This window comes from Micromonospora sp. NPDC050686, assembly GCF_040654475.1.
Taxonomy (GTDB): domain Bacteria; phylum Actinomycetota; class Actinomycetes; order Mycobacteriales; family Micromonosporaceae; genus Micromonospora.
The window spans coordinates 68,904-94,387 of record NZ_JBFAID010000018.1; the positions used below are offsets into that span (position 1 = coordinate 68,904).

Genomic DNA, 25,484 nt, shown 5'->3' on the forward strand with positions numbered 1-25,484 from the left:
GTCCGCCGGTCCGGTAACCTCGCTCGGGTGACGGACGCGAAGATGCCCCTGCGGGCGAAGGTGGCCAGCTCCGTGTCCCGGACGGCCGGAGCGTTGTCCCGGGCCGCCGGCCGGGGCGACGGCTCGGTGATCGGGGGCTGGATCGGGCTGAAGATCGACCCCGACCTGCTCGCCCACCTCTCGGCCGGGCGCGCCATCGCGCTGGTCTCCGGCACCAACGGCAAGACCACCACCACCCGGTTGGCCACCGCCGCGGTCGGCGTGCTGGGCCGGGTCGCCACCAACTCCTTCGGCGCCAACATGCCCACCGGGCACACCTCCGCGCTGGCCCGGGCCGGCAGCACCCCGTACGCGGTGCTGGAGGTGGACGAGCACTACCTCGCGCAGGTGCTGGAGGCCACCGAGCCGCACGTGGTGGCACTGCTCAACCTCAGCCGGGACCAGCTCGACCGGGCCAAGGAGGTCGCCATGATGGCGCAGCTCTGGCGCGCGGCCCTGGTCCGGCACCCCGACGTGCGGGTGGTCGCCAACGCCGACGACCCGATGGTGGTCTGGGCCGCCACCCCGCCGGCCGACCCGGCCCGGGGGATCAACCCGCCGCACGTCACCTGGTTCAGCGCCGGCCAGCGCTGGCTCGACGACTCGTGGGTCTGCCCGGAGTGCGGCTCCACCATCCAGCGCTCGGCGGACCAGTGGTGGTGCAGCGGCTGCCCGCTGCGCCGGCCCGAGCCGCAGTGGACCGTCGAGGACGACGGGGTGACCGATCCGACCGGCGCCTGGCACAAGGTCATGCTCCAGATCCCCGGGAAGGTCAACGTCGGCAACGCGGCCACCGCGCTCGCCGTGGCCGCCGAGTTCGGCGTACGCCCGGTCGACGCGGTGTCCCGGCTCGGCGCGGTCACCTCGGTGGCCGGCCGCTACGCCCAGGTGCAGCGGGACGGGCGCAACATCCGGCTGCTGCTGGCCAAGAACCCGGCCAGCTGGCTGGAGGCGTTCGACATGGCCGACGAGGCGCCGACGCTGCTCTCCATCAACGCCCGGGACCCCGACGGCCTGGACACCTCCTGGCTGTTCGACGTCGACTTCGCCCCGCTGCGCGGCCGGCAGGTGCTGATCACCGGCGACCGGGCGTACGACCTGGCCGTCCGGCTGGACGTCAACGACGTGCCGTTCCAGCACGTCCGCAGCTTCGACGACGCGGTCCGGGCGGTGCCTCCGGGCCGCCTCGAGGTCATCGCCAACTACACCGCCTTCCAGGACATCCGAGCGGAGCTGGACCGTGTCAACTGAGAGCCTGCGTATCGTCTGGGTCTACCCCGACCTGCTGTCCACGTACGGCGACCGGGGCAACGCGCTGATCCTGGCCCGGCGGGCGCAGCGGCGCGGGATGCCGGTCGAGGTGCTGGAGATCCGCTCCGACCAGCGGCTGCCCGCGGCCGCCGACATCTACCTGATCGGCGGCGGCGAGGACGGCCCGCAGGCGCTGGGCGCCCAGCGGCTGCTCGCCGACGGCGGCCTGCACCGGGCGGTCGCCCAGGGCTCGGTCGTGTTCGGCGTCTGCGCCGGCTACCAGTTGCTCGGCACCTCGTTCTTCGCCAAGGGCACCAGGTACACCGGGCTGGAACTGCTCGACCTCTCCTCCGACCGTGGCCCCACCCGAGCCGTCGGCGAGCTGGCCGGCGAGGTCGACCCGCGGCTCGGGCTGCCGGCGCTCTCCGGCTTCGAGAACCACGGTGGTCGGACCCGGCTGGGTCCCGAGGTCGCCCCGCTGGCCCGGGTCACCGCCGGCATCGGCAACGACGGCGTCACCGAGGGCGCGTGGCGCGGCAAACTGCTCGGCACGTACTCGCACGGCCCGGCCCTGGCCCGCAACCCGGCCCTGGCCGACCTGCTGCTGCGCTGGGCCACCGGCGTCCACCAGCTCCCGCCGCTGGACGACACCTGGTCGGACCGGCTGCGCAACGAGCGTCGCGCCGCGGTGGCCGCCGCCGCCCGGGCATGATCCGCGCCGCCCGGCGGCTGCTCGGCCAGCCGTCGGCGCGGCGGTTCGCGCTGCTGCTGCTCCTGCTGGCCGGGTTCGCGGCACTGCTGCCGGCGCTGCCCCGTCCCGACCCGGCGCGGCTGCCGGAGCTGGCCGACTCCCTCGGCGGGCTCGCCCCGGTGGTGGCGGTCGTCGGGGGCGCGCTGCTGCTGGTCGCGCTGGTGCCGCGTACCTTCGTCACGCTGGCCTCCGGGGCGATCTTCGGCCCGGTCGAGGGCGCCGCGTACGCGCTCGGCGCCGCGCTGCTCGCCGCGGCGATCGGCTTCGCGGTCGGGCGGGCGCTGGGCCGGGAGTTCGTCGCGGAGCACGTCCGCGGCCGGCTGGCCCGCCTGGACGGCTGGTTCGCCCGGCAGAGCGTCTTCGGCGTGGCCACCGTCCGGCTGCTGCCGATCGCCGGGTTCGGGCTGGTCAGCTACGGCTACGGCACCACCGGGGCGCGGGTGGCGCCGTACCTGGCCGGCAGCGTGATCGCCTCCGCGCCGACCGCGATCGGATACGCCGCGCTGGGTGCGGCGGCCGCCTCACCCGGGCACGTCAACTGGTACGCCGCCGCCCCGGCCGGTCTCGGCCTGCTCGCCAGCGCGGTGCTGATCCACCGGTGGTGGCGCGCCGGGCGACGAAATCGCGTCGAGCGGCGGAAGCCCGCCCGATGACCGCCGGCGAGGAACGGCTGCCCGGCGGGTTCGTCACCGAGGTGGTCCGGGTCGGGGACACGGTCCGGCGCTCCCGCCCGGCGAACGCGGACTTCGTCGCGGCGCTGCTGCGGCACCTGGAGCGGGCCGCACCGGGCCTGGCGCCCCGCCACCTCGGCTTCGACGAGCGCGGCCGGCAGGTGCTCGGCCACGTCGACGGGCGGGTTCCCTGGCGGGAGCCGGTCGCTGCCGAGTTCCTCTCCGACGCCGCGCTGACCCGGCTCGCCGAGCTGATCCGTACGCTGCACGACGCGTGCGCCGGCACGGCGCTGGCCGGCGGCGCGGAGACCGTCTGCCATCTCGACCTGTCGCCGAAGAACACCGTCTATCGCGATTCCCCCGCCGGGCCGCTGCCGGTGGCCCTGCTCGACTGGGACCTGGCCGCGCCGGGCCGGCGGATCGAGGACGTCGCGTTCGCCGCCTGGCACTTCGCCCGGCTGGGCGGCGACGCCGACCCGACGGAGCTGGGCCGGCGCGGCCGGCTGCTCTGCGACGCCTACGCGGCGGCGGCTCCCGGGGCCGCGCTCCCCCGCGCCGAACTGGTCGACGTCATGCTGCACCAGATCGAGTACACCTGGCGGGGCATCGACGCCGGCGCCGACCGGGACGAGCCCGGCATGCGCCGGCTGCGCGCCGCGGGCGCGGTCGACGGGGTACGCGGCTGGCAGCGCTGGCTGCTCGCCCACCGCGAGGCGGTGCAGGCACCCCTGCACGGATGACCCGGCGCGGCCGGCCCCGCACGAGCGACGCGGGCCCGCGCGAGCGACGCGGGCCCGCGCGAGCGACGCGGGCCCGCGCGAGCGACGCGGGCCCGCGCGAGCGACGCGGGCCTGCCCGGGCCATGCGCGGACGGTGCGCCCTCCCGAGGGCCATACAGGGGGCGATGCGGGCGGTAAGCGGGAGTGGCCAGGACCGGGCGTGACCCGGCCAGCACCGGTGGGCCGATCGAGCCTGATGACTCTGAGGCATATTTATACCTCTGAGTCATCACGCTGAACCACGAAGCCACTCCCGCCGGCCCTCGCGTGAGCCGACGCCTCCCACGGGCACCGGCAATCCGGGGCTTATCGGCACGGCGGAGGCCGCGACTTTCCGTAAGTCGCGGCCTCCCAGATACGGCAGCCGGCCGGCGGGCGGGCCCGGTCAGGCGACGACCGAGATCATCCGGCCCTTCACCACGATGACCTTGCGGGGCTCCTTGCCACCCAGCGCGCCGGCGACCGCCTCCAGTGCGGCGGCGCGGACGGCGTCCTCGGCCGCGTCGGCGGCCACCTCGATCCGGCCGCGCACCTTGCCGTTGACCTGCACCGGGTAGGTGACGGTCTCGGCCACCAGCAGGGTGGGGTCGGCGGTCGGGAAGTCCGCGTACGCCAGGGAACCGGAGTGCCCCAGCCGGGCCCACAGCTCCTCGGCGGCGTGCGGGGCGAACGGGGCCAGCATCAGCACCAGCGGCTCGGCCACCTCGCGCGGGGTCTCCGGCAGCCGGGTCACCGCGTTGGTCAGCTCGATCAGCTTGGCGATCGCGGTGTTGAACCGGATCCCCTCCATGTCGCCGCGGACCCCGTCGACCACCTTGTGCAGCAGCCGCCGGGTCGCTTCGTCGGCGGGCGCGTCCACCACCCGGGTCTGCCCGGTCTGCTCGTCGACCACCGCCCGCCAGACCCGCTGCAGGAACCGGTACGAGCCGACGACCGCCCGGGTGTCCCAGGGGCGGGAGACCTCCAGCGGGCCCATCGACATCTCGTACACCCGGAAGGTGTCCGCGCCGTACGCCGCGCACATCTCGTCCGGGGTGACGACGTTGCGCAGCGACTTGCCCATCTTGCCGTACTCGCGCCTGACCTCCTGGTCGCCGTGGAAGAACCGGCCGTCGACCTCGACGACCTCCTCCGCCGGCACCGGGGTGCCCCGCGAGTCGCGGTACGCGTACGCCTGGATGTAGCCCTGGTTGAACAGCTTGCGGAACGGCTCGAACGACGAGACGTGGCCCAGGTCGTACAGCACCTTGTGCCAGAACCGGGCGTACAGCAGGTGCAGCACGGCGTGCTCGGCGCCGCCCACGTACAGATCGGTGCCCCCGCAGTCGCCCGCGCCGCGCGGCCCCATCCAGTACGCCTCGTTCTCCGGGTCGACGAAGCGCCCGGAGTCGGTGGGGTCCAGGTAGCGCAGCTCGTACCAGCAGGAGCCGGCCCACTGCGGCATCACGTTGGTCTCCCGGGTGTAGCGCTTCGGCCCGTCACCCAGGTCCAGCTCCACCTCCACCCAGTCGCGGCGGCGCGACAGCGGGGTCTCCGGGTCGCTGTCGGCGTCGGTCGGGTCGAAGGTGCGCGGCGCGAAGTCGTCCACCTCGGGCAGCTCGACCGGCAGCATCGACTCGGGCAGCGCGATGGCGGCACCGGTCTCGTCGTACACGATCGGGAACGGCTCGCCCCAGTAGCGCTGCCGGGAGAACAGCCAGTCCCGCAGCCGCCAGGTGACCGCGCCGGTGCCATGCCCGTTGGCCTCCAGCCACTCGATGATCCGGGCCTTGGCCTCGGCCACCCCCAGGCCGTCCAGGTCCAGGCCGCGGTCGGGCGCGGCGCTGTTGATCGCCGGTCCCTCCCCGGTGTACGCCTTGCCGTCGAAGCCCTCCGCCGGCTGCACGGTCCGCACGATCGGCAGGTCGAAGACCTCGGCGAAGTCCCAGTCCCGCTCGTCCTGGCCGGGCACCGCCATGATCGCGCCGGTGCCGTAGCCGGCCAGCACGTAGTCGGCGATGAAGATCGGGATGCGCGCCCCGGTCACCGGGTTGGTCGCGTACGCGCCGGTGAAGACGCCGGTCTTCTCCCTGGTCTCGGCCTGCCGCTCCACGTCGGTCTTGGCTGCGGCGGCCTTCCGGTACGCCTCGACCGCCTCCCGCGGCGCGGCGTGCCCGCCCGTCCAGCCGTCCTTCGTCCCGACCGGCCAGGCCGTCGGCGCCAGCACGTCGACCAGCTCGTGCTCGGGGGCCAGCACCAGGTAGGTGGCGCCGAAGATGGTGTCCGGCCGGGTGGTGAACACCCGCACCGGGGCGGCGTCGGTCGGGAAGTCGATGTGTGCGCCGGTCGACCGGCCGATCCAGTTGCGCTGCATCAGCTTGATCGGCTCGGGCCAGTCCAGGGCGTCCAGGTCGTCCAGCAGCCGGTCACCGTACGCGGTGATCCGCATCATCCACTGCTTCAGGTTGCGCTTGAAGACCGGGAAGTTGCCCCGCTCGGACCGGCCGTCGGCGGTGACCTCCTCGTTGGCCAGCACGGTGCCCAGCCCCGGGCACCAGTTCACCGGGGCCTGCGAGACGTACGCCAGCCGGTGGTCGTCGACGACCGCCCGCCGCTCGGTGACGGTCAGCTCGGACCAGGGGCGGCCGTCCGGGGTGGGGCGGGTGCCCCCCTCGAACTCGGCGATCAGGTCGGCGATCGGCCGGGCCCGGCGGACGTCGGTGTCGTACCAGGAGTTGAAGATCTGCAGGAAGATCCACTGAGTCCAGCGGTAGAAGTCGGTGTCGATGGTGGCCACCGAACGCCGCTCGTCGTGGGCCAGCCCCAGCCGGCGCAGCTGCGCCTTGTACCGCTCGATGTTCTGCTCGGTGGTGGTCCGGGGGTGGGTGCCGGTCTGCACCGCGTACTGCTCGGCGGGCAGGCCGAACGCGTCGAAGCCCATCGCGTGCAGCACGTTGCGCCCGGCCATCCGCTGGTAGCGGGCGAAGCAGTCGGTGCCGATGTAGCCCAGCGGGTGACCGACGTGCAGGCCCGCCCCGGACGGGTACGGGAACATGTCCAGCACGTACAGCTTCTCCGCGCCGGCCCGGGGGTGGGACGGGTCGGCCAGCGAGCCGGTCGGGTTCGGCGCGTGGAAGGTGCCCTCCCGCTGCCAGGTGTCCTGCCAACGGTGCTCGATCTCGTCGGCCAGGGCCGCGGTGTACCGGAACGGGGGAATGTCGTTCGCCGGTGCGGCTGCCTCACTCATGGCGTCTCCTCGGCGCGGTATGGCGGTCGGGTCGGATCTCCGGCGGTCTGCTCCGGACACAAAAAAGCCCCTCGCGCAGGAGGGGCGGCCGTGCTGTCGCGCGTTCAGCGCATCAGCACGGCTCGGTAAGGAGCAGGAAGACTCCGGCCATGCCGGCAGTGTACCCCGCGACGGGGGCCCGCACGCCGGGGCGTCCACGCGCCGCGACCGCGACGAAGACGCGCCGTGGCCGTCCGGTCGCGCCGCGCGTCCCCGGACGGGCGAATATTCCGGGCGTAACCGACCGGGCGCCTGCGCGGGTCGGCGAGAACGAGAAACATGGTTAGCCTGAAAGCCAGTGAGATTTCTGCGGCAGATGAGGCTCGCACGTCGCGAACCCAACGGCGGGTCCAGGTGCTCTATACAGAGCTGCCGTCCAGCGACGAGGAGGAGGCCCGTGACACAACAGACCTGGGACGAGGTGGGCGGTCTGCTGCCGCACGACGAGTTCCGCGCCGCCAGCGAAGCCATCGTCGACAACATCGAGCGGGTCATCGAGGGCAAGACCGCCACCGTGCGGCTCGCCCTGGCCGTCCTGCTCGCCGAGGGCCACCTGCTCATCGAGGACGTGCCCGGCGTCGGCAAGACCAAGCTGGCCAAGGCGCTCGCCCGTTCCATCGACTGCTCGGTGCGGCGGATCCAGTTCACCCCCGACCTGCTGCCCAGCGACGTCACCGGGGTCAGCGTCTACAACCAGGAGACGCACGACTTCGAGTTCCGCCCCGGCGCGGTCTTCGCCAACCTGGTGGTCGGTGACGAGATCAACCGGGCCTCGCCGAAGACCCAGTCCGCCCTGCTGGAGTGCATGGAGGAGCGGCAGGTCACCGTCGACGGGGTCACCTACCAGCTGCAGACCCCGTTCATGGTGATCGCCACCCAGAACCCGATCGAGATGGAGGGGACGTACCCCCTCCCGGAGGCGCAGCGCGACCGGTTCACCGCCCGGATCGCGATGGGTTACCCGGACGTGGGCGCGGAGCTGGCGATGCTGGACGGGCACGGCGCCGTCGATCCGTTGCAGGACCTGCGCCCGGTCTCCGACGCGGCGACCGTCCGCCGGCTGATCGGCCACGTGCGGCAGGTGCACGTCGCGGACGCCGTCAAGCAGTACGCGATCGACCTGGTCACCGCCACCCGCGAGTCGCCGGACCTGCGGCTGGGCGCCTCCCCCCGGGCGACGTTGCAGCTGCTGCGCACCGCCCGCGCGGTGGCCGCCCTGGAGGGGCGCGACTACGTGCTACCCGACGATCTGCAGGTGCTGGCGGTGCCGGTGCTGGCGCACCGGATCATTCCCACCGCCGACGCCCAGCTGGCCCGGCGCACCACCGACGCCGTCGTCGCCGAGCTGGTGCACCGGCTGCCCCTGCCGCACGACCGCAGCCACCGCTCGCCGTACGACACCCGGCCCGCCCCGAACAACGGGCACGGCCCGTACGAGCCGCGGAGGCCGTGACGTGCGGGAGGGGATGCGCGGCCTGACCACCCGCGGCCGGTCGTTCCTGGCCGCCGCGATCGCCGCCGCGGTCTCCGCGGCCATCCTCGGCGAGAAGGACCTGCTGCGGGTGGCCGTCCTGCTCGCCGTGCTGCCGCTGCTGGCCGCGGCGTACGTCGGGCGCAGCCGCTACAAGCTGGCCTGCAACCGGTCGCTGGAGCCGCACCGCACCCCGGTCGGGGCGAGTTCCCGGGTGGTGCTGCGGCTGCAGAACCTCTCCCGGCTGCCCACCGGCACGCTGCTGCTGGAGGACCGCCTGCCGTACGCCCTGGGCAGCCGGCCCCGGGTGGTGCTGGAGCGGCTCGGCGCGCACCAGGCCAGCTCGGTGGCGTACACCGTCCGGGCCGACGTGCGCGGCCGGTACGAGGTGGGCCCGCTGGTGGTGCGGATGACCGACCCGTTCGGCCTCTGCGAGCTGTCCCGCGCCTTCCCCAGCACCGACCGGTTGACGGTGATCCCGCAGGTCACCCCGCTGCCGTCGGCCCGGCTCCCCGGGGAGTACGCGGGCAGCGGCGACAGCCGGGCCCGGTCGGTGGCGGTGCACGGCGAGGACGACGCCGCCACCCGGGAGTACCGGATGGGCGACGACCTGCGCCGGGTGCACTGGAAGTCCACCGCGCGCACCGGCGAGCTGATGGTGCGCCGGGAGGAGCAGCCCTGGGAGAGCCGGGCCACCATCGTGCTGGACACCCGCGCGTACGGCCACCGGGGCGAGGGGCCGACGGCCAGCTTCGAGTGGACGGTCTCGGCCGCCGCGAGTCTCGCCGTGCACCTGCGCCAGGCCGGCTACAAGCTGCGCCTGGTCACCGGGGCCGGAGTGGACGTCAACGCCGACGCGGGCGACGGTGACGGGCTGATCCTGGACCATCTCGCCGAGGTCCGGCTGGACAAGCGCGCCGAGCTCAGCACGCTGGTCCAGCAGGTCCGGCAACGCGCCGACGGCGGCCTGATCATCGCCCTGCTCGGTTCGCTGAGCACCGCCGAGGCCGAGCTGCTGGCCGGGCTCCGCGCCAACAACGCCACCTGCGTGGCGTTCCTGCTGGAGAGCTCCACCTGGCTGAACCTGCCACCGAAGGCCCGGGCCGAGGCGGACCGGGCGCACGACGCGGCGGCGCTGGCGCTGCTGCAGAGCGGGTGGCGGGTGATCGGCGTGGAGCACGGGGCCCGGCTGGCCGGGCTCTGGCCGCAGGTGGGGCGCGGCTCGCAGGGCTTCGCGCTGCGGGCGGCGATGGCCGAGACGGTGGCCGGAGGCAGACGATGACCAGGAGGACGACGTCATGATCGGGCACCGGAGCCTCGGCTTCGTGGCCGCCGCGGCCACCCTGCTCGCGGCGGCCCCGCTGGCCACGATCTTCCAGCGCTGGACCTGGCTGATCGAGGCCACCCTCGTGGTGGCCGTGGTGGCCGGCGTGGCCGCGCTGACCCGGCTGGTCCGGGCCCCGCTCTGGGGGCAGATCGTGGGCATGCTGGCCGGCCTGGTGCTCGCGCTGACCTGGACCTTCCCCGGCGGCACCGAGGCGCTGCTGTTCCTGCCGACCCCGGCCACCTTCGACCACTTCGGCCAGCTGCTGTCGGCGTCCGGGCAGGACATGCGCTCGTACGGGGTGAAGGTGCCGGACACCGAGCCGCTGCTGTTCATCACCGTGCTCGGCGTCGGCGGGGTGGCGGTCCTGGTCGACGTGCTGGCCGTCGGGTTGCGCCGGCCGGCGCTGGCCGGCCTGCCGATGCTGGCCATCTACTCGGTGCCGGTGGCGGTCTACGTGGACAGCGTCCCCCCGCTGCCGTTCGCCATCGGCGCGGCCGGCTTCCTGTGGCTGCTGATCAGTGACAACGTCGACCGGGTACGCCGGTTCGGCCGCCGGTTCAGCGGCGAGGGCCGGGACATCGACGTGTGGGAGGCGTCGCCGCTGGCCGCGGCCGGCCGGCGGCTGGCGGTGCTGGGCGTGGCGCTGGCCGTGGCCCTGCCGCTGGCCGTGCCGGGGATGACCGGCGGCCTGCTGAACTCGTTCAACTCGGGCAACGGCGACGGCACCGGCACCGGCCGTCCCGGTCAGGGCTCACCGAGCCGGATCGACCTGTTCGCCGCGCTGAGCGGCCAGCTCAACCAGACGCAGGTGATGGACCTGGTCAAGGTCACCACCACCGACCCCGATCCGTTCTACCTGCGCCTCGGGGTCGTCGACGACCTGCGGCCCAACGGCTTCCGGGGCCGCCCGCCGACCGGCCAGCCCGCCAACCGGAACCTGCCCGACCCGTCGGAGCGCACCGCCCGCGGGGTGGTGCAGCGGACGTACCGGGCCACGGTGGAGGTCAGCAAGAACCTCAACATGCCGATGCTGCCGGTCTACACCGAGCCGGTGCGTACGGAGGACCTCGGCGGCGCCTGGCTGTACGACCCGAACATGCAGATCCTCTTCTCCAACCGGGAAAACTCCCGCGGCAAGCGCTACGCGTTCGACTTCGTCCGCTCGACGTACTCTCCGGAACTGCTGCGCCGGGCCCAGCCGCTGCCGTCCGACCACCCGATCAAGCGGCTGACCGTCACCCCCGCGGTGCAGGAGGTCGACGCCCTGGTCAAGCGGCTGGTACAGGGCAAGCAGACCGAGTACGACAAGGTCCTGGCGATCTACGACCACTTCTCCGCGGCGAACGGCTTCAGCTACCGGGTGACCACCGAGGAGGGCAGCAGCGGCAAGGAGATCGTCGACTTCCTGACCAACAAGGTCGGCTACTGCCAGCAGTACGCCGCGGCGATGGCGTGGCTGGTCCGGGCGGCCGGCATCCCGGCCCGGGTCGCCGTCGGGTTCACCCGGGGCAGCAACGCCGAGGGCGACACGTACACCCTGACGAACCGGAACCTGCACGCCTGGACGGAGGTCTACTTCGACGGGATGGGCTGGGTGCCCTTCGACGCCACCCCGGCGTACGGGGTGCAGGGCTCCACCCGCTCCGCGTGGGCGCCGGACGTCGACGCGCCGGAGCCCGCTGCGCCGGCGCCGGGCGCCACCGGCGCTGCCAGCGGGGTAGACCCGTCGACCGGCGCGCAGCAGCGGGACAACGCCGACCGGGACCCCGACTCCGGCCTGAGCCTGGGCGCCGGGGAGCAGGCGTCGCAGGCGCCGGTGTGGCCCTGGTGGGCCGCGGGCGGCCTGGCCCTGCTCCTGCTGCTGGCGTTCCCGGCGCTACGTCGGATGGCGCTGCGCCGCCGGCGGCAGGCCAGCCGGCGGCCGGCCCGACCGGCGGTGCGCACCACGGTCGACGGGGCCGCGCCGGACGGTGCCCGGATGGTGGTGCTGGGCGCCGACGACGACCGGGCCCGGGCCGACGCGCACGCCGCCTGGGACGAACTGCTCGACACGCTGGTCGACTACCGGGTACGGGTGCTCGAAACGGAGACGCCCCGAGCCACCGCCGACCGGCTGGTCCGGGCCGAGCTGGCCGAGAACCTCACGGCCGGCGACGCGGTCCGGCTGCTCGGCCGCGCCGAGGAGCGGGCCCGGTACGCCCCGCAGCCGCTCACCGGCGAGCAACTGCACCCGGCCCTGCGGGCGGTACGCAGCGAGCTGGCGGCGCGGGTCGACCGGCGCACCCGGCTGCTGGCGGCGGTGCTGCCGCCGTCGGTGCTGCTGCGCTGGCGCACCGGCCTGGCGGATCGATCGTCGGCCGTGGTGTCGACGATGAGCCAGAGCCGCTACCGGTTGCCCCGCCGCTGGAGCCCGCGGCGGCTGCTGGCCGGCCGAGCGGCCCGCTGACCTGCCGCTGCCCGTCCGCCGGTCCGATCCCGTCCGCCGGTCTTATCCCGACCGGCGGGCGGGCGGGTCACGGTGGCGCGCGACCGGGTCACCGGTCGACGGACCACGACAGCGAACGTCCGCCGGTCGACGGCGGACGGGACCGGTCAGCGGACAGGACAGGTCGGCCGACCGATGAGTCGTGCGGCCGGGCCGGGCCGGTCGGCTCAGGCGGCCGGCCCGGGTCGAGCGGCCGGGCCGCGCGGGTCAGGCGGCCGGGCCGGGGCGGGTCAGCGGTGCCCCTCCGGGCGCTGCCGCCACCTCTCCTCCATCCGGTCGAGGAACGACGGGCGTCGACCGGTGCGCCCGCGCGGGCGCCGGCGGCTGGTGGTGCCGCCCACGACGTGCAGGTCGGGCGACTGCGCACGACGTTGCGACTGCACCGCGTAACCCAGCGCGGCCAACATCACGACGAAGCCCGCCACCGCCAGCGGTGGGGTCTTGATCACCGCGCCGTAGACCAGCAGGGCCAGTCCGACGATGACCACACCGGCAGCGACGAGCAGGCGACGCCGCGCGTGGAAGCGCGGATCGCTGGCGCGCACGGCCGAGGCGAATTTGGGGTCCTCGGCAAGCGACCGCTCGATCTGCTCGAACAGCCGCTGCTCGTGCTCCGAGAGCGGCACGGCACTCCTCCCCGGTCACGTTGGTCGGCCCGGTCGGGCCGACAGACCGTGGCAGCCAACCGGCTGCTTACCCGCAAGTCTACGAGGGGGGTCGCGCGTCGGAAAGCGGGACGACCTATGGCCGGGGCGGATTTTCATTTCGTCGATGATCACGGCGGCCCAGCAGGCTGGCCGGACCTATGACGGACCGCCCGAAACGGGCAGCGGCGGCGTCCGCCGCCGCCTCCGCCTCCCGCCAACCCCGCTCGGGCTCGCCCAGGGTGAGCTGCCGGGGCGTCCCGGTCACCCCGGCCAGCCCCTCCACCCGGACGCCGACCAGCCGGATCGGCTCCCCAGGGTCGAGGGCGGTGAAAAGCGCCCACGCCGTGTCGAAGATCTCCCGGGCCACATCGGTCGGGGTGCCGACCGTGCGGGACCGGCTGACCGTCCGGAAATCGGACAGGCGCACCTTCAGCGACACCGTCCGGCCCGCTTGACCGGCCCCGCGCAGCCGGGCACCCACCTTCTCGCTGAGCGCCAGCAGGCTGCGGCGGATCTCCACCGGATCGACCACGTCGACGTCGAAGGTGACCTCGGCGCCGATCGACTTCTCCACCTGCTCGGGGCTGACAGCGCGCGGGTCCCGTCCGGCGGCCAGCTCGCGAAGATGGTGGGCGGACGCCTCGCCGACCGCGCGGCGCAGCATGCCGTGCGAGGCCTCGGCCAGGTCGCCGATGGTGGCCAGGCCGAGCCGGCGCAGGGCCTCCGCCGACCGCTCCCCCACCCCCCACAGCGCGTCCACCGGCAGCGGGTGCAGGAAGTCGAGCACCCGGTCGGCGGGGACCACCAGCAGGCCGTCCGGCTTGGCCCGGGTGGAGCCGAGCTTGGCCACGAACTTGCTCGGCGCCACCCCGACCGAGCAGCTCAGCCGCTGCTCCTCGGCGACCCGCCCGCGGATCAGCCGGGCGATCTCGGCCGGGGAGCCGAAGAGCCGGCGGGCGCCGGCCACGTCGAGGAACGCCTCGTCCAGCGAGAGCGGCTCGACCAGCGGAGTGACGTCCCGGAAGATCCGCATCACCGCCCGCGAGGCCGCCGAGTACTGCGGGAAATCCGGCGGGAGGTAGACCGCGTGCGGGCAGAGCGCCCGGGCCCGCGCGGTGGGCATGGCGCTGCGGACGCCGTACCGGCGGGCCTCGTAGCTGGCGGAGCTGACCACCCCGCGCGGTCCGATCCCGCCGACCACCACCGGCCGGCCGCGCAGCTCGGGCCGGCGGCGCACCTCCACCGAGGCGAAGAAGGCGTCCATGTCGACGTGCAGGATGGGGCAGCCGGAGTCGTCGGCGTCCGGCCCGAAGCGGGGATCACCGCCTCGGGGCAACGACTGGCTGCGACCCATGCCCGCAGGCTAGCCGCCACCCCCGACACCGCCGGCGAGGGCCGGGATCAGCCGCGCACCACGATCAGCGGGACGGTCATCTCGGCCGCCGTGTCCGACCCGTGGTACGCCACCAGCCGGGACGCCATTGGCGGCTCCGACCGGGTGGCCAGCACCGCGTACCGGCCCTGGCAGACCACCACCAGGTCGCCGATGCGGGCCAGGTGGTCCGCCGAGACCGGGCCGAACCAGCCGGTGGCCACCGCCTCCTCCCGGGTGAGCACCCGCGCGGCGTCGCCCAGCACGGCCGACCAGGCCGCTCGCACGTCCGGCGCCGCGCCGGGCGCCACGTGCAGGTAGCGCACCCTCGGCTCGCCCGCGACCACCCGTACCCCGGCCCGCAGCCGGGGATCGGTGTCCAGGTCGAAGCGGTCGCCTGGCGGCACGTTCAGTTGCCCGTGGTCGGCGGTGACCAGCAGCGCCGCGTCCGGCGGCAGCCCGTCGACCAGGCGGGCCAGCAGCCCGTCCACCTCGGCCGCGGCCAGCCGCCACGGCGCCGAGTCGACGCCGCTGAGGTGGCCGTGCCGGTCGAGGTCGGGGTGGTAGCCGGAGACCAGCGTGGGCCCGGGCCCGGCGGCGAGCGCGGCGAGCATCCGCTCGGCCAGCGCGTCCACGTCGGCGGCGCCCCGGTAGTCGCCGCCCCGGTTGGCGGCCAGGGTCAGGCCGCTGCCGCCGTACTCCGGACGGCTCACCACGGTCACCGCCACCCCGGCCGCGCGGGCCTGCTCGAACCGGGTGGCCACCGGCTGCCAGCGCAGCGGCTCCGGGTCGTCGGCCCACTCGATGTGGCTGAGCACCCGGTCGGTGCCCGGCACCCGCACGGTGAACCCGAGCACCCCGTGCGCGCCCGGGGCCCGTCCGGTGCCGAGGGTGACCAGGCTGGTCGGGGTGGTCGACGGGAAGCCGGAGGTGAGCGGCCGCCCGGCGGTGGCGGCCAGGCCGGCCAGGGTCGGCGCGTACGGGGCGGCGGTCGGGAGCTGGTACCAGCCCAGGCCGTCGACCAGCAGCACCGCGACCCGGCGTACGCCGGCCAGCCCGGGCGCCAGGCCGAGCGGGTCGGCGACACCGGGCACCCCGAGCACGGCCAGCGCGCTGGGCAGCACGTCGGCCAGGCTGCCTCCGCCGTATGCGGGGGCGACCCGGGCCAGCGGGTCGGCCGGCGGCACGGGACCGGTCATCCCGGCCGACGGGCGAACAGGTGCAGCTGGGCGGCGAGGTCTCGGTACGGCGACCGCCCGGCCAGGGCCAGCTCCAGCTCCACCAGGGCGGCCGGCTGGCCGTCGGACACGGGGGCCGGCAGTAGGTCGGCCAGGACGCGTACCCCGTGGATCTCCTCGACGGCGAGCCCGGCGGCGCCCAGCAGCGCGGCGGCGCCCTCGGCGTCGTAGCGCCGGCGCAGGGTGTCCCGGGGCCCGGCGCTGCCGTGCGGGTCGGCGGCGAGGGCGGCGGCGACGTCCAGGTGGCCGCTCACCGCCCGGCCGAGCACCGCGGCGGCCCGGCCGGCGACCAGGACACTGGCCGCGCCGGCCGGGCGCAGCGCGGCGGCGAGGGCCGCCACCACCGGCGCCGGGTCGTCCACGACCTCGAGTACGGAGTGGCAGAGCACCAGGTCGACGCTGGCCGGCTCGACCAGCCCGGCGAGCGCGTCAGCGTCGCCCTGCACGGCGCGCACCCGGTCGGCGACCCCGGCCTCGGCGGCCCGGCGGGTCAGCGCGGCGAGCGCGTCGGGGCTGGCGTCGACGACGGTGACCAGATGACCGGCCTCGGCCAGCGGTACGGCGAAGCCGCCGGTGCCGCCGCCCACGTCCAGCACGGTGAGCCGCTCGCCGGCGCGGCGGTCGAGCTCGCTCCGGAGCACCGACCAGATCACGGCGGTGCGCGGGGTCAGGGTTCGGGTCTGCTCCACGCCGCCGAGCCTAGTCACGACGGGGCTTGTTAACAGGGGCCCCTCCGCTACGAATGCTTAACCGGGGCCCCTCCTTGCACCTCAGGCCTTGCGGCCGGTGGTGGCGATGCCGTCGGTGAAGTGGCGTTGGGCCAGGAAGAACAGAATGATCATCGGCACCGTGGCGATCACGCTGGCGGCCAGCACGATCTCCCACTGCTGCTCACCGCCGTAGCCGAACCGGTCGAGCACCACCTTCAGCCCGCGCGGCAGCGTGAAGAGTTGCTCGTCGCGCAGGTAGATCAGCGGCTTGAGCAGGTCCGTCCAGCTGGCCTTGAACTCGAAGACGAAGGCGACCAGCAGGGCCGGGCGGATCAGCGGGAAGGCCAGCTTCCAGAAGAGCTGGGGATAGCTGGCCCCGTCCATCCGGGCCGCCTCGAAGTACTCGCGCGGCAGCGAGAGCAGGAACTGCCGGAGCAGGAAGATGTAGAAGGCCGAGCCGAAGAGGTTGCCCGCCCAGAGCGGGACCTGGGTGTCGACGAAGCCGAGCTCCGACCAGATCAGGTAGGTCGGGATCATGGTGACCGCGAACGGCAGCATCATGGTGGCCAGCACCAGCCCGAAGAGCAGGTTGCGCCCCGGGAAGCGGAAGTACGCGAAGCCGAACGCGATCCAGGCGCTGGACAGCGTGCTGGCCACCGCCGCGGCCACCGCCACCAGCACGCTGTTGAGCAGCCAGTTGACCAGCGGCATGGCGTCCCAGGCCCGGGCGTAGTTCTCGGGGGCGAACGGCACCGGGAGGAAGCCGGTGTCGAAGACGTACTCGCGGGGGCGCAGCGACGCGGAGACCAGCCAGACGAACGGCAGCATGAAGACCACCGCGGCGCCGATCAGCGCCACCACGAACAGCACCCGCTGCCAGCGCGGTCGCCGTCCGTCCCCGGTCGGCGGCCGGCGCGGCGGGGCGGACGCCGACTCCAGCGCGGAGACCGGCGAGGCCACGCCGCGCTCGACCGCCGCGGTCACGACTCGGCCCCGCCCGGGGTCTCGTCCTCCGCCCGGGAGCGCCGGGCGTTGGCGACCGGATCGTCGGTCACCTCGTACTCCCGCGACTCGGTGTGGTGCATCGGCATCCAGCCGGCACCCAACCGGGTGCGTCGCGAGTTGGCCACGCCGTTGTGACCATGGGTCCCCGTCACTTGTCCTCCCCCTCGTAGTACACGAACCTGTTGCTGAGCTTCACCTGCACCAGCGTGATCAACAATATGATCACGAACAACACCCAGGCCATCGCGGAGGCGAAGCCCATGTGCAGGAACTGGAACGCCTCCTGGAACAGGTGGATGACGTAGAACGACGCCGCGTCGCTGTTGAACCGGTTCTGCGTCTCCCGGTTGCCGAAGTACATGGTGTAGACCTCGGTGAACATCTGCAGCGACGCGATGGTGTTGACGATCAGCGTGAAGAAGAGCGCGCCCGAGATCATCGGCAGGGTGACGTGGCGGAACCGGGCCCAGGGGCCGGCCCCGTCGAGGTCGGCGGCCTCGTACAGGTCGCGCGGCACGTTCTGCAACGCGGCCAGGTAGATGACCACGGTGGAGCCGAGGCTCCACAGGCTCATCAGCACGATGCCGGGCATCACCCAGCCCGGGTCGGTGGTCCAGCTCGGCCCCTCGACCCCGACCAGCGCGAGGGCCCGGTTGATCAGACCGTCCTGGGTGTTGAGCAGCAGCAGGAACAGGATGCCGACGGCCACCGCGGGGGTCATCACCGGCAGGTAGAAGACCGTCCGGAAGAAACCCTGCAACCGGCCGACCCGCTTGAGCAGCAGCGCCAGCCCCAGCGAGACGACCATCACCAGCGGCACGTGCAACGCGGTGTAGTACCCGGTGTTGGTGAGACTGCGGGCCACCTGCGGGTCGGCCACCAGCTCCCGGTAGTTGTCCAACCCGGTGAACTCCGGCGGGTTGATCACGTCGTACTCGGTGAGGCTGAGCCAGCCGCTGGCGATCATCGGGCCGGCCTGGAAGACCAGGAACCCGACGATCCACGGCGCCAGGAACAGATACGACCAGCGCGCCTCCCGCCGGGCCAGCGGCGTGCGACGGCGCCGGCCCGGTGCGGGAGTGCTGACGGTGGTGGCCATCGTGGTGGCTACTTCGCGGCCTTGTCCAGCGCGGCGGTCGCCTCCTGCTGGGCCCGCCGCAAGGCCTGCTCCGGCTGCTCCTGGCCGGCCAGCACCCGGTTGACCGCGTCGTACCATGCCTTGTCGAACTCGGCACCGGCCGGCGACGCCGGCATGGCGAACCCGGCGTCCTGCACGGACCGGATGGTGTCCACCGCGTCGTCGAAGCGCTTGTTGCCGGTCGGCCGGTAGAGCTCGTCGAAGATCTTCTTGTCCGCCTCGGCGTTGCCGGTCCAGACACCGGTGAACGGCTGACCGGCGGCCTTGCGGGCCTCGGCGCGCGCCTTCGCCGCGGCGAACCAGGTGTCGGTGGCGGTCATCGTTCTGACGAAGGCGCACGCGGCGTCGGGGTTCTTCGCGCCCTTGGTGACCACCCAGGCCTGCCCGGAGGACATGGTCAGCGGCTTGCCCTGCCGGTCGACGAAGGGCTTGACCACCAGCTCGGCCTTGGGGCTGTTCTTGGCGGCCTGGTTGAGGAACCACTCCTCCATCGGCCAGGCGACGATCTGGTTCTTCACCAGCGGGTTCTGCGCGCCGAAGAAGTCGAAGGTGTCCCGGAACGACTTGAACTTGCCGAAGCCGCCCTGGTCCTGGATGAGCCGCACGCCGGTGGCCAGCGCCTCGACCACCTTCGGGTCGTCCAGGTTGGCCTCGGTGCCGTCGGCGGAGATCATGTCCGCGCCGTTGGCCCGGGCCCACATCGGCAGGAACTCGGGGACCTTCGGGTCGATGCCGATCCGGGACAGCCGGCCGCCGGCGACCTTGGCCAGCCGGGCGTTGAGCCCGGGCAGCGCCGCCCAGTCGGACAGGTCCACCTGGTCGGCGGTGAGCCCGGCCTGCTTCAGCAGCGCCTCGTTCAGGTACACCACCCGGACGCTGCTGAACTCGGGGATGCCGTACACGGTGCCGCCCAGGGTGACCTGGTCCTTCGCCGCCGGCCGGTACTGGTTCATGTCGATGCCCTGCCGCTCGACGCAGTCGGTCAGCGGCTGGATCGAGCCCCGCTTGGCGTACGTGCCGATCAGCTTGCGGTCCAGGTACACCAGGTCCGGTGGGTTGCCCGAGGCAACCGCCGACAGGAACTGCTGCTCGTCGAAGGCGCCCTCGGTGATCTTCAGATCGACCTCCGGGTTGGCCTTCCTGAAGGTGTCCACCCGGGTCTCGGCGATCTCGTCGGAGAGGCCGAAGCCCATCGTGGTCAGCGCGCCCTTGCCCTTGCCTTGACCGCCGCCGACGCCGGCGGCGGCGTCGCCGCCCACTCCCCCGCACCCGGCAACGGCCATCGCCAGCACCGTGGCCAGGGCGGTCGCGCGCAGTGTCCGTGACATGGCACCTCCCGTGATGGCACGGGCCGCTCTGCCCACGCCGACCTGCACTTCTCCGGTTCTCCGGGCTTTCAAACCAGATCGGGGGTAATGACCCGGACCATTCCGTTGCGGCCCCGGTGACCGGGTCAGCGGAAGTCGCGGGAGGCCGGGGCGACCGGCGGGTCGATCGCGTCCAGCCGGTCGGCGACCAGGTTGGTGACCCCCTCGTGCCGCTGCAACCGCCCCCGCACCACCAGCGCGGCGCTGCCCCGGGCCACCCGCCGGTAGCGCTGCCACAGCCCCGGCGAGCAGGTGACGTTGAGCATCCCGGTCTCGTCCTCCAGGTTGAGGAAAGTGACCCCGCCCGCGGTGGCCGGTCGTTGCCGGTGGGTGACGATCCCCCCGACCCGGATCCGCCGGCCGGGCTCCACCCGGCCGAGCCGGGCGATCGGCACCGCGCCGAGGGCGTCCAGGCGCTCCCGGATGAACCGGGCCGGGTGGCTCTCCGGGGACAGCCCGGTGGCCCAGACGTCGGCCACAAGGCGGTCCACCGCCTCCATCCCGGGCAGGGTGGGCGCGGCCGCGCCGGTCACCGTGCCGGGCAGCCGGCCCGGCCGGTCCTGGGCGGCGGCGCCGGCGGCCCAGAGGGCCTGCCGCCGGGTCAGCCCGAAGCCGGCGAAGGCGTCCGCGGTGGCCAGCGCCTCCAGCTGCGCGGCGGTCAGACCCACCCGCCGGGCCAGGTCCGGCAGGTCCGCGTACGGCCCGTGCGCCGTCCGCTCCGCCTCGATCCGCTCGGCCACCTCGCCGCCGAGGGTACGGACGCTGCCCAGCCCGAGCCGCACCGCCGGCCCGCCCAGCCCCCAGGCGTGCGGCGGCTCACCCGGCGCGCTCCCCCACCGGGTCTCCGGGGTGGACTCCAGCACCGCCAGAGCGCCGCTGGCGTTGATGTCCGGCCGGCGTACCTCGACGCCGTGCCGGCGGGCGTCGTCGACCAGGGTCTGCGGCGAGTAGAAGCCCATCGGCTGGGCGTTGAGCAGCGCGGCCAGGAACGGGGCCGGGTGGTAGCGCTTGAGCCAGGAGCTGGCGTACACCAGGTAGGCGAAGCTCATCGCGTGGCTTTCCGGGAAGCCGTAGCTGGCGAACGCGGTGAGCTTGCGGTAAACGTCGTCGGCCAGCTCGCCGGTGATGCCCCGCTCGGCCATCCCGGCGTACAGCCGGTCGGCGATCTGCGCCATCCGCTCCACCGAGCGCTTCGCCCCCATCGCCCGGCGCAACTGGTCGGCGCCGGCCGCGTCGAAGCCGGCCAGGTCGATGGCGAGCTGCATGAGCTGCTCCTGGAACAGCGGCACGCCGAGGGTCTTCTCCAGCGCGTTGCGCATCAACGGGTGCGCGAAGGTCACCGGCTCCTGGCCGTTCTTGCGCCGGATGAACGGGTGCACCGAGCCGCCCTGGATCGGGCCGGGACGGATCAGCGCCACCTCCACCACCAGGTCGTAGAACTCGCGGGGCTTGAGCCGGGGCAGGGTGGCCATCTGGGCCCGGCTCTCCACCTGGAACACCCCGACCGAGTCGGCCCGGCAGAGCATGTCGTAGACCTCGGGGTCGTCCAGCGTCATGTCGCCCAGGTCGAGGGACATCCCGATCATGTCGTAGCCGTAGTGCAGGGCCGAGAGCATGCCGAGGCCGAGCAGGTCGAACTTGACCAGCCCGACGGCGGCGCAGTCGTCCTTGTCCCACTGGAGCACGCTGCGCCCGGGCATCCGCCCCCACTCCGCCGGACAGACCTCGATCACCGGCCGGTCGCAGATCACCATGCCACCGGAGTGGATGCCCAGGTGCCGGGGGAAGGTCTGCAACTCGTTCGCGTACGCGACGACCTCCTCGGGGATGTCCGCCACGTCGATCGCGGCGACCGAGCCCCAGCGGTCGATCTGCTTGCTCCAGGCGTCCTGCTGCCCGGGCGAGAAGCCGAACGCCTTCGCCACGTCCCGCACCGCCGACCGCGGCCGGTACGAGATGACGTTGGCGACCTGGGCGGTGTGCTCCCGGCCGTACCGGGCGTAGACGTGCTGGATCACCTCCTCCCGGCGGTCGGACTCGATGTCCACGTCGATGTCGGGCGGGCCGTCCCGCTCCGGGGCGAGGAAGCGCTCGAAGAGCAGCCGGTGCCGGACCGCGTCCACGTTGGTGATCCGCAGCGCGTAGCAGACCGCCGAGTTGGCCGCCGAGCCCCGGCCCTGGCAGTAGATGTCCTGCTCGCGGCAGAACGAGACGATGTCGTAGACCACCAGGAAGTAGCCGGGGAAGCCCAGCTCGTCGATCATCCGCAGCTCGTGCTCCAGCTGCGCGTACGCCTCGGGGTGCGCCTCGGGCGGGCCGTAGCGCTCGTGCGCGCCGGCCAGGGTGAGGTGGCGCAGCCAGCTCATCTCGGTGTGCCCGGCCGGCACCGGGTACGCCGGCAGCTTCGGCGCGACCAGTTGCAGGTCGAAGGCGAGCTCCGCGCCGAACTCGGCGGCCCGCGCCACCGCCCCCGGGTACGCCCCGAACCGCGCCGCCATCTCCGCGCCGCTGCGCAGGTGGGCGGTGGCGGCGGCGGGCAGCCAGCCGTCCATCTCGTCCAGGCTGCGCCGGGCCCGCACCGCGGCCAGCGTGGTGGCCAGCCGGCGCCGGCCCGGGGTGGCGTAGTGCACGTTGTTGGTGGCCACGGTGGGCAGTCCCGCCGCCGCGGCCAGCTCGGCGAGGGCGTCGTTGCGGTCGCCGTCGACCGGGTGGCCGTGGTCGGTCAGCTCCACCGCCACCGTCTCCGCGCCGAAGAGCGCGGTGAGCCGGTCCAGCTCCCGGGTCGCCGCGTCGACCCCCTCGGTGAGCAGCGCGGCCGGCACGTGCCCCTTGCGGCAGCCGGTGAGCACCAGTACGTGGTCGCGCAGTTCGGCGGCGACCTGCTCCAGCTCCCCGTAGACCGGCCGGCCCTTCTCCCCGCCGCGCAGCTGGGCCCGGGAGATGGTGGTGGCGAGCCGGGCGTACCCCTCGTGGCCGTGGGCGAGCACCAGCAGGTGCCGGCCCAGCGGGTCGGGCTCGCCGTTCTGCGGGCCGGGCAGCCCGAGGGAGAGCTCCGCACCGAAGACGGTCGGCAGGTGCAGCGCGCGGGCCGCCTCGGCGAAGCGCACCACGCCGTAGAAGCCGTCGTGGTCGGTGACGGCGAGCGCGGTCAGCCCCAGCCGGGCGGCCTCCTCGGCCAGCTCCTCCGGGTGGCTGGCCCCGTCGAGGAAGCTGAAGTTGGTGTGCGCGTGCAGCTCGGCGTAGGGGACGGCGCCGTCCGGGCGGTCCAGCTCGGGCGGTCGGTATTCCTGGCGCTTGCGGCTCCAGGCCGGCGAGTCGCCGCCGTCGGCGTCGACCGCGAGCGGATCGACCACGTGCAGGTGCCGTTCCTCGCGGGGCCGCCCGGTCCCGCCGCCCGCCCGGTTGTCGGCGGGCCGGCCGGAGAGCACCCGCTCCAGCTCCAACCAGGGCAGCTTCGGGTTGTGGAAACTCATCGCCCGGGCCGCTCAGTCATAGATCGCCTCCACCAGCCACCGGCCGGCCTCGACGGCGAGCAGCAGGGCCGCCCCGTCGGCCAGGCAGACCTGGAACCGGGCCCGGCGGCGGGCCTCGGCGGGCGCCCACCAGCGCTCGTCCACCGGCCACGGGCCGGCCCAGCCGACGATCTCGGCCGGCCGGGCGGTGCCGACGGCCAGCCGGGCCGGCGCGGCGCTGACCTGGAGCCGGGCGCTGACCGTGACCGGCTCGCCGGCGGCGTCGTGCACGGTGGCGGGCAGCGGCTCGGGCAGCACCACGGCGGGCGCGGGCGGCGGGATCCGGCCGGGCCACGGGGGGCTCGCCGACCGCGCCGCACCGCCCGACGGCACCGCACCGCCCGACGGCGCCAGGCCGTTCGACGGCGCCGTGGCAGGCAGCGGGGGCGGGCCGGGGCGGGCCGGGAGCCGCTCGTCGCCCCACGGGACGAGGTGCGCCTGGTCGGCCGGGGAACGGCCGCCGCCGAGCACGGCGGTGACCACCGCCTCCGGCCCGAGGATGCCCTGCACCCGGCTCAACGCCCGGTGCGCCCGCTCGCGTTCCTCGCCCGCCTCGCCCCACAGCCCGGCCTGCAGACCCGCCCGGGTGAGCACCCCGTCCGGCACCAACCGCAGCCGGACGATTCCCGCCGTCGGCCGGGCCGGACGGACGCCGGACCGGCCGTTACTGCCGGAGAGCCAGCCGTCGAGCTGCCAGCGGACCCGGTCGGCGATGGCCGTGACGGTCAGCAACCCGTCGTGCCGCCAGACCCGGTGCAGCTCCTGACCGTGCGCGGTGACCGCCTCGATGCCGAGCCGGGTGCAGGCCAGGCCGTACGCGGCCAGCCGCTCGTGCAGCCGCTCGGCCAGCGCCCGGGCGGCGAACGCCGCCGCGTCGACCCGGTCCAGCGGCTCGTCGTGGTCGGCGGTCACCGCCAGGTCGACCGGGGGTTGCCGGACGGCGAGCGGCCGGTGGTCCCGCCCCGCCGCGAGCCGGTGGGCGAGCGCCCCGTCGAAGCCGAACCGGGCCAGCACGTCCCCGGCCGGCAGCGCGGCGAAGTCGCCCAGGGTACGCACCCCGAGCCGGCGCAGCAGGTCGGTCAGGGCCGGCCGGCCGAGCGCCTCCACCGGCAGCCCGGCCAGGAACTCCGGTGTCCCGCCCGGCGGCACGACCCGGCCGGTACGCGCGGCCAGCCCCGCGGCGAAGACCCCGTCGGCGATCCCGACCTGGCTCTCCACCGCGCACGCCTGGGCCACCTGCTCGATGATCCGTTCGGCGGCCGACTCCTCCCCGCCGAGATAGCGGGCCGGACCCCGGGCGGCCAGCGCGCAGGCGCCGGGCCGGACCACCTCGACCCCGGCGGCCACCTCCTCCACCGCGGCGACCACCGGTTCGAAGGCCCGGGCGTCCCGGGCCGGATCGTGGTCGACGACGGTCAGCTGCGGGCAGCGCCCCTGGGCCTCCCGTCGGCGCAGCCCCCGGCGGACCCCCTCGGCGCGGGCCCGCTCCGAGCAGGCGACCACCCGGTTGGCGTGCAGCACGGCGACCGCGTCGGTGGCCGGCACCCCGTCGACGATCTCGGCGGCGACGACCGGCCAGTCCGGGCACCAGAGCAGCAGGGTGCGTACCGGCGCGCCGGTCACGCCGAGCCGACCAGGGTCAGCGCGCCCCGGCGGGACGCAGCGGCGAGCCGGGCCGGCCGAGGGATGACCCGGGTGAGGGTGTTCCCGGGCAGCCACACCTTGATCTCCTTGGGCCGGGCGGCGGCGCCGCGCCCCCGGGCCGACACGGTGACCTCGCGGCGGCGCAGCCGCCCCCGGCCCGGCCCGAGCCCCTCCCAGACGCCCCGGACCACCTGGAGCGTGACGTCCGCGCCGTCCCACCGGCCGTACGGGACGAGCACGCTGCCGCGTTGCCGGGCCCGGGCGGCCAGCCGGGTCGCCACCGAGGCGGAGACGACCGCCGGCACGGCGGTGACCACGACGTCCACCCCGTCGATCAGCGCGGCGACCACGGTCGGCCACTCGGGGCCCGGGTTCGGCACCAGGGCGAGCCGGTCCAGGGCGATGCCGGCCTCGGCGGCCGCGCCGGCGCCGAACGTGGGCACGCCCACCACGGCACACCACGAGCCGGCCCGGGACGCCTCGGCGAGCAGCGCCAGCACCAGCGAGGTGCCGCCGCTGCGGCGCGGCTGCCCGGTGGCCACCGCGATGGTGCTGCCTCGGCGCAGGCCGCGGTTGGGCAGCAGCCCGGTCAGCTCGGGTGCGACCGGCAGTACCCGGTGGCCGCCGGCCGGATCGGGTGCGCTCGCCGGGCGCACCAGCGCGGCCAGCGCGGCGGAGCCGAGCACCATGCGGCCCGCCATCGGACCAACCCCCCGTCGTGTTGCCATGGAGGCGTACGCCCCCGGTCATGCCTGTGCTGATGGTCGAGTGCGGCGTGGCGTCCGGCCACCTGTCCTCCCGCCGGTGGCCGG

At 74.5% G+C, this 25,484-nt stretch carries 19 protein-coding genes; 7 read left to right on the forward strand and 12 right to left on the reverse strand.

The features are described from left to right. Positions 1-42 precede the first annotated feature (42 nt). The 4 genes from AB0H57_RS15020 to AB0H57_RS15035 are packed head-to-tail and all read left to right on the forward strand — an operon-like array spanning position 43 to position 3,452. A complete protein-coding gene (locus tag AB0H57_RS15020; RefSeq protein ID WP_357506617.1) occupies positions 43-1,290 on the forward strand; it encodes a MurT ligase domain-containing protein in 1,248 nt (415 codons plus the stop codon). Beyond that, positions 1,280-2,002, forward strand: a complete 723-nt coding sequence (locus AB0H57_RS15025; RefSeq protein WP_357506574.1) for a glutamine amidotransferase — start codon at positions 1,280-1,282, stop codon at positions 2,000-2,002. Before AB0H57_RS15020 ends, AB0H57_RS15025 begins: the two co-directional genes overlap by 11 nt. Further along, a complete protein-coding gene (locus AB0H57_RS15030; protein WP_357506576.1) occupies positions 1,999-2,694 on the forward strand; it encodes a VTT domain-containing protein in 696 nt (231 codons plus the stop codon). Before AB0H57_RS15025 ends, AB0H57_RS15030 begins: the two co-directional genes overlap by 4 nt. Further along, entirely contained in the window at positions 2,691-3,452 is a 762-nt protein-coding gene (locus AB0H57_RS15035; RefSeq protein WP_357506578.1) for a phosphotransferase, read from the forward strand. Before AB0H57_RS15030 ends, AB0H57_RS15035 begins: the two co-directional genes overlap by 4 nt. 424 nt (positions 3,453-3,876) lie before the next feature. Here the strand turns inward: AB0H57_RS15035 and leuS are convergent, their stop codons facing one another. After that, positions 3,877-6,717, reverse strand: a complete 2,841-nt coding sequence (leuS, locus tag AB0H57_RS15040; protein ID WP_357506580.1) for a leucine--tRNA ligase — start codon at positions 6,715-6,717, stop codon at positions 3,877-3,879. A gap of 436 nt (positions 6,718-7,153) precedes the next feature. On the opposite strand from leuS, the gene AB0H57_RS15045 reads away from it, so the two are divergent. The 3 genes from AB0H57_RS15045 to AB0H57_RS15055 are packed head-to-tail and all read left to right on the forward strand — an operon-like array spanning position 7,154 to position 12,000. Next, entirely contained in the window at positions 7,154-8,209 is a 1,056-nt protein-coding gene (locus AB0H57_RS15045; RefSeq protein ID WP_357506582.1) for a MoxR family ATPase, read from the forward strand. Position 8,210: 1 nt separating this feature from the next. Then, positions 8,211-9,509 carry a DUF58 domain-containing protein gene (locus AB0H57_RS15050; protein ID WP_357506584.1) on the forward strand — a complete coding sequence of 433 codons (1,299 nt, stop codon included), beginning with the start codon at positions 8,211-8,213 and terminating at the stop codon, positions 9,507-9,509. 16 nt (positions 9,510-9,525) lie between these two features. Further along, positions 9,526-12,000 carry a DUF3488 and transglutaminase-like domain-containing protein gene (locus tag AB0H57_RS15055; protein ID WP_357506586.1) on the forward strand — a complete coding sequence of 825 codons (2,475 nt, stop codon included), beginning with the start codon at positions 9,526-9,528 and terminating at the stop codon, positions 11,998-12,000. A 269-nt stretch (positions 12,001-12,269) separates the two neighbouring features. On the opposite strand, the gene AB0H57_RS15060 is transcribed toward AB0H57_RS15055, so the two are convergent. From AB0H57_RS15060 to AB0H57_RS15110, 11 genes are all read right to left on the reverse strand, one after another. Further along, positions 12,270-12,665 (reverse strand): DUF3040 domain-containing protein, encoded by a 396-nt coding sequence (locus AB0H57_RS15060; protein WP_357506588.1) that lies wholly within the window; start codon positions 12,663-12,665, stop codon positions 12,270-12,272. Positions 12,666-12,780: 115 nt separating this feature from the next. Then, positions 12,781-14,040 carry a DNA polymerase IV gene (locus tag AB0H57_RS15065; protein WP_357506590.1) on the reverse strand — a complete coding sequence of 420 codons (1,260 nt, stop codon included), beginning with the start codon at positions 14,038-14,040 and terminating at the stop codon, positions 12,781-12,783. Positions 14,041-14,087: 47 nt separating this feature from the next. Then, entirely contained in the window at positions 14,088-15,257 is a 1,170-nt protein-coding gene (locus AB0H57_RS15070) for a nucleotide pyrophosphatase/phosphodiesterase family protein (protein WP_357506592.1), read from the reverse strand. Next, positions 15,254-16,003: a methyltransferase domain-containing protein gene (locus AB0H57_RS15075; protein WP_357506594.1), complete on the reverse strand. Its 750-nt coding sequence runs from the start codon at positions 16,001-16,003 to the stop codon at positions 15,254-15,256. Before AB0H57_RS15075 ends, AB0H57_RS15070 begins: the two co-directional genes overlap by 4 nt. A 63-nt stretch (positions 16,004-16,066) precedes the next feature. Beyond that, positions 16,067-16,990 carry a carbohydrate ABC transporter permease gene (locus AB0H57_RS15080; protein WP_357506595.1) on the reverse strand — a complete coding sequence of 308 codons (924 nt, stop codon included), beginning with the start codon at positions 16,988-16,990 and terminating at the stop codon, positions 16,067-16,069. Next, the gene (locus AB0H57_RS15085) at positions 16,987-17,163 is read right to left on the reverse strand and encodes a hypothetical protein (RefSeq protein ID WP_357506596.1); all 177 of its coding nucleotides are present in this window, start codon (positions 17,161-17,163) and stop codon (positions 16,987-16,989) included. Before AB0H57_RS15085 ends, AB0H57_RS15080 begins: the two co-directional genes overlap by 4 nt. Beyond that, positions 17,160-18,110: a sugar ABC transporter permease gene (locus AB0H57_RS15090; RefSeq protein WP_357506598.1), complete on the reverse strand. Its 951-nt coding sequence runs from the start codon at positions 18,108-18,110 to the stop codon at positions 17,160-17,162. Before AB0H57_RS15090 ends, AB0H57_RS15085 begins: the two co-directional genes overlap by 4 nt. An 8-nt stretch (positions 18,111-18,118) precedes the next feature. Next, positions 18,119-19,477, reverse strand: a complete 1,359-nt coding sequence (locus AB0H57_RS15095) for an extracellular solute-binding protein (protein ID WP_357506600.1) — start codon at positions 19,475-19,477, stop codon at positions 18,119-18,121. Positions 19,478-19,602: 125 nt separating this feature from the next. Next, on the reverse strand, positions 19,603-22,989 hold the full coding sequence (locus AB0H57_RS15100; protein WP_357506603.1) for an error-prone DNA polymerase: 3,387 nt from the start codon (positions 22,987-22,989) through the stop codon (positions 19,603-19,605). A gap of 12 nt (positions 22,990-23,001) precedes the next feature. Beyond that, positions 23,002-24,651, reverse strand: a complete 1,650-nt coding sequence (locus AB0H57_RS15105) for a DNA polymerase Y family protein (RefSeq protein WP_357506605.1) — start codon at positions 24,649-24,651, stop codon at positions 23,002-23,004. Further along, positions 24,648-25,373: a hypothetical protein gene (locus AB0H57_RS15110; protein WP_357506607.1), complete on the reverse strand. Its 726-nt coding sequence runs from the start codon at positions 25,371-25,373 to the stop codon at positions 24,648-24,650. Before AB0H57_RS15110 ends, AB0H57_RS15105 begins: the two co-directional genes overlap by 4 nt. Between the last annotated feature and the right edge of the window lie 111 nt (positions 25,374-25,484).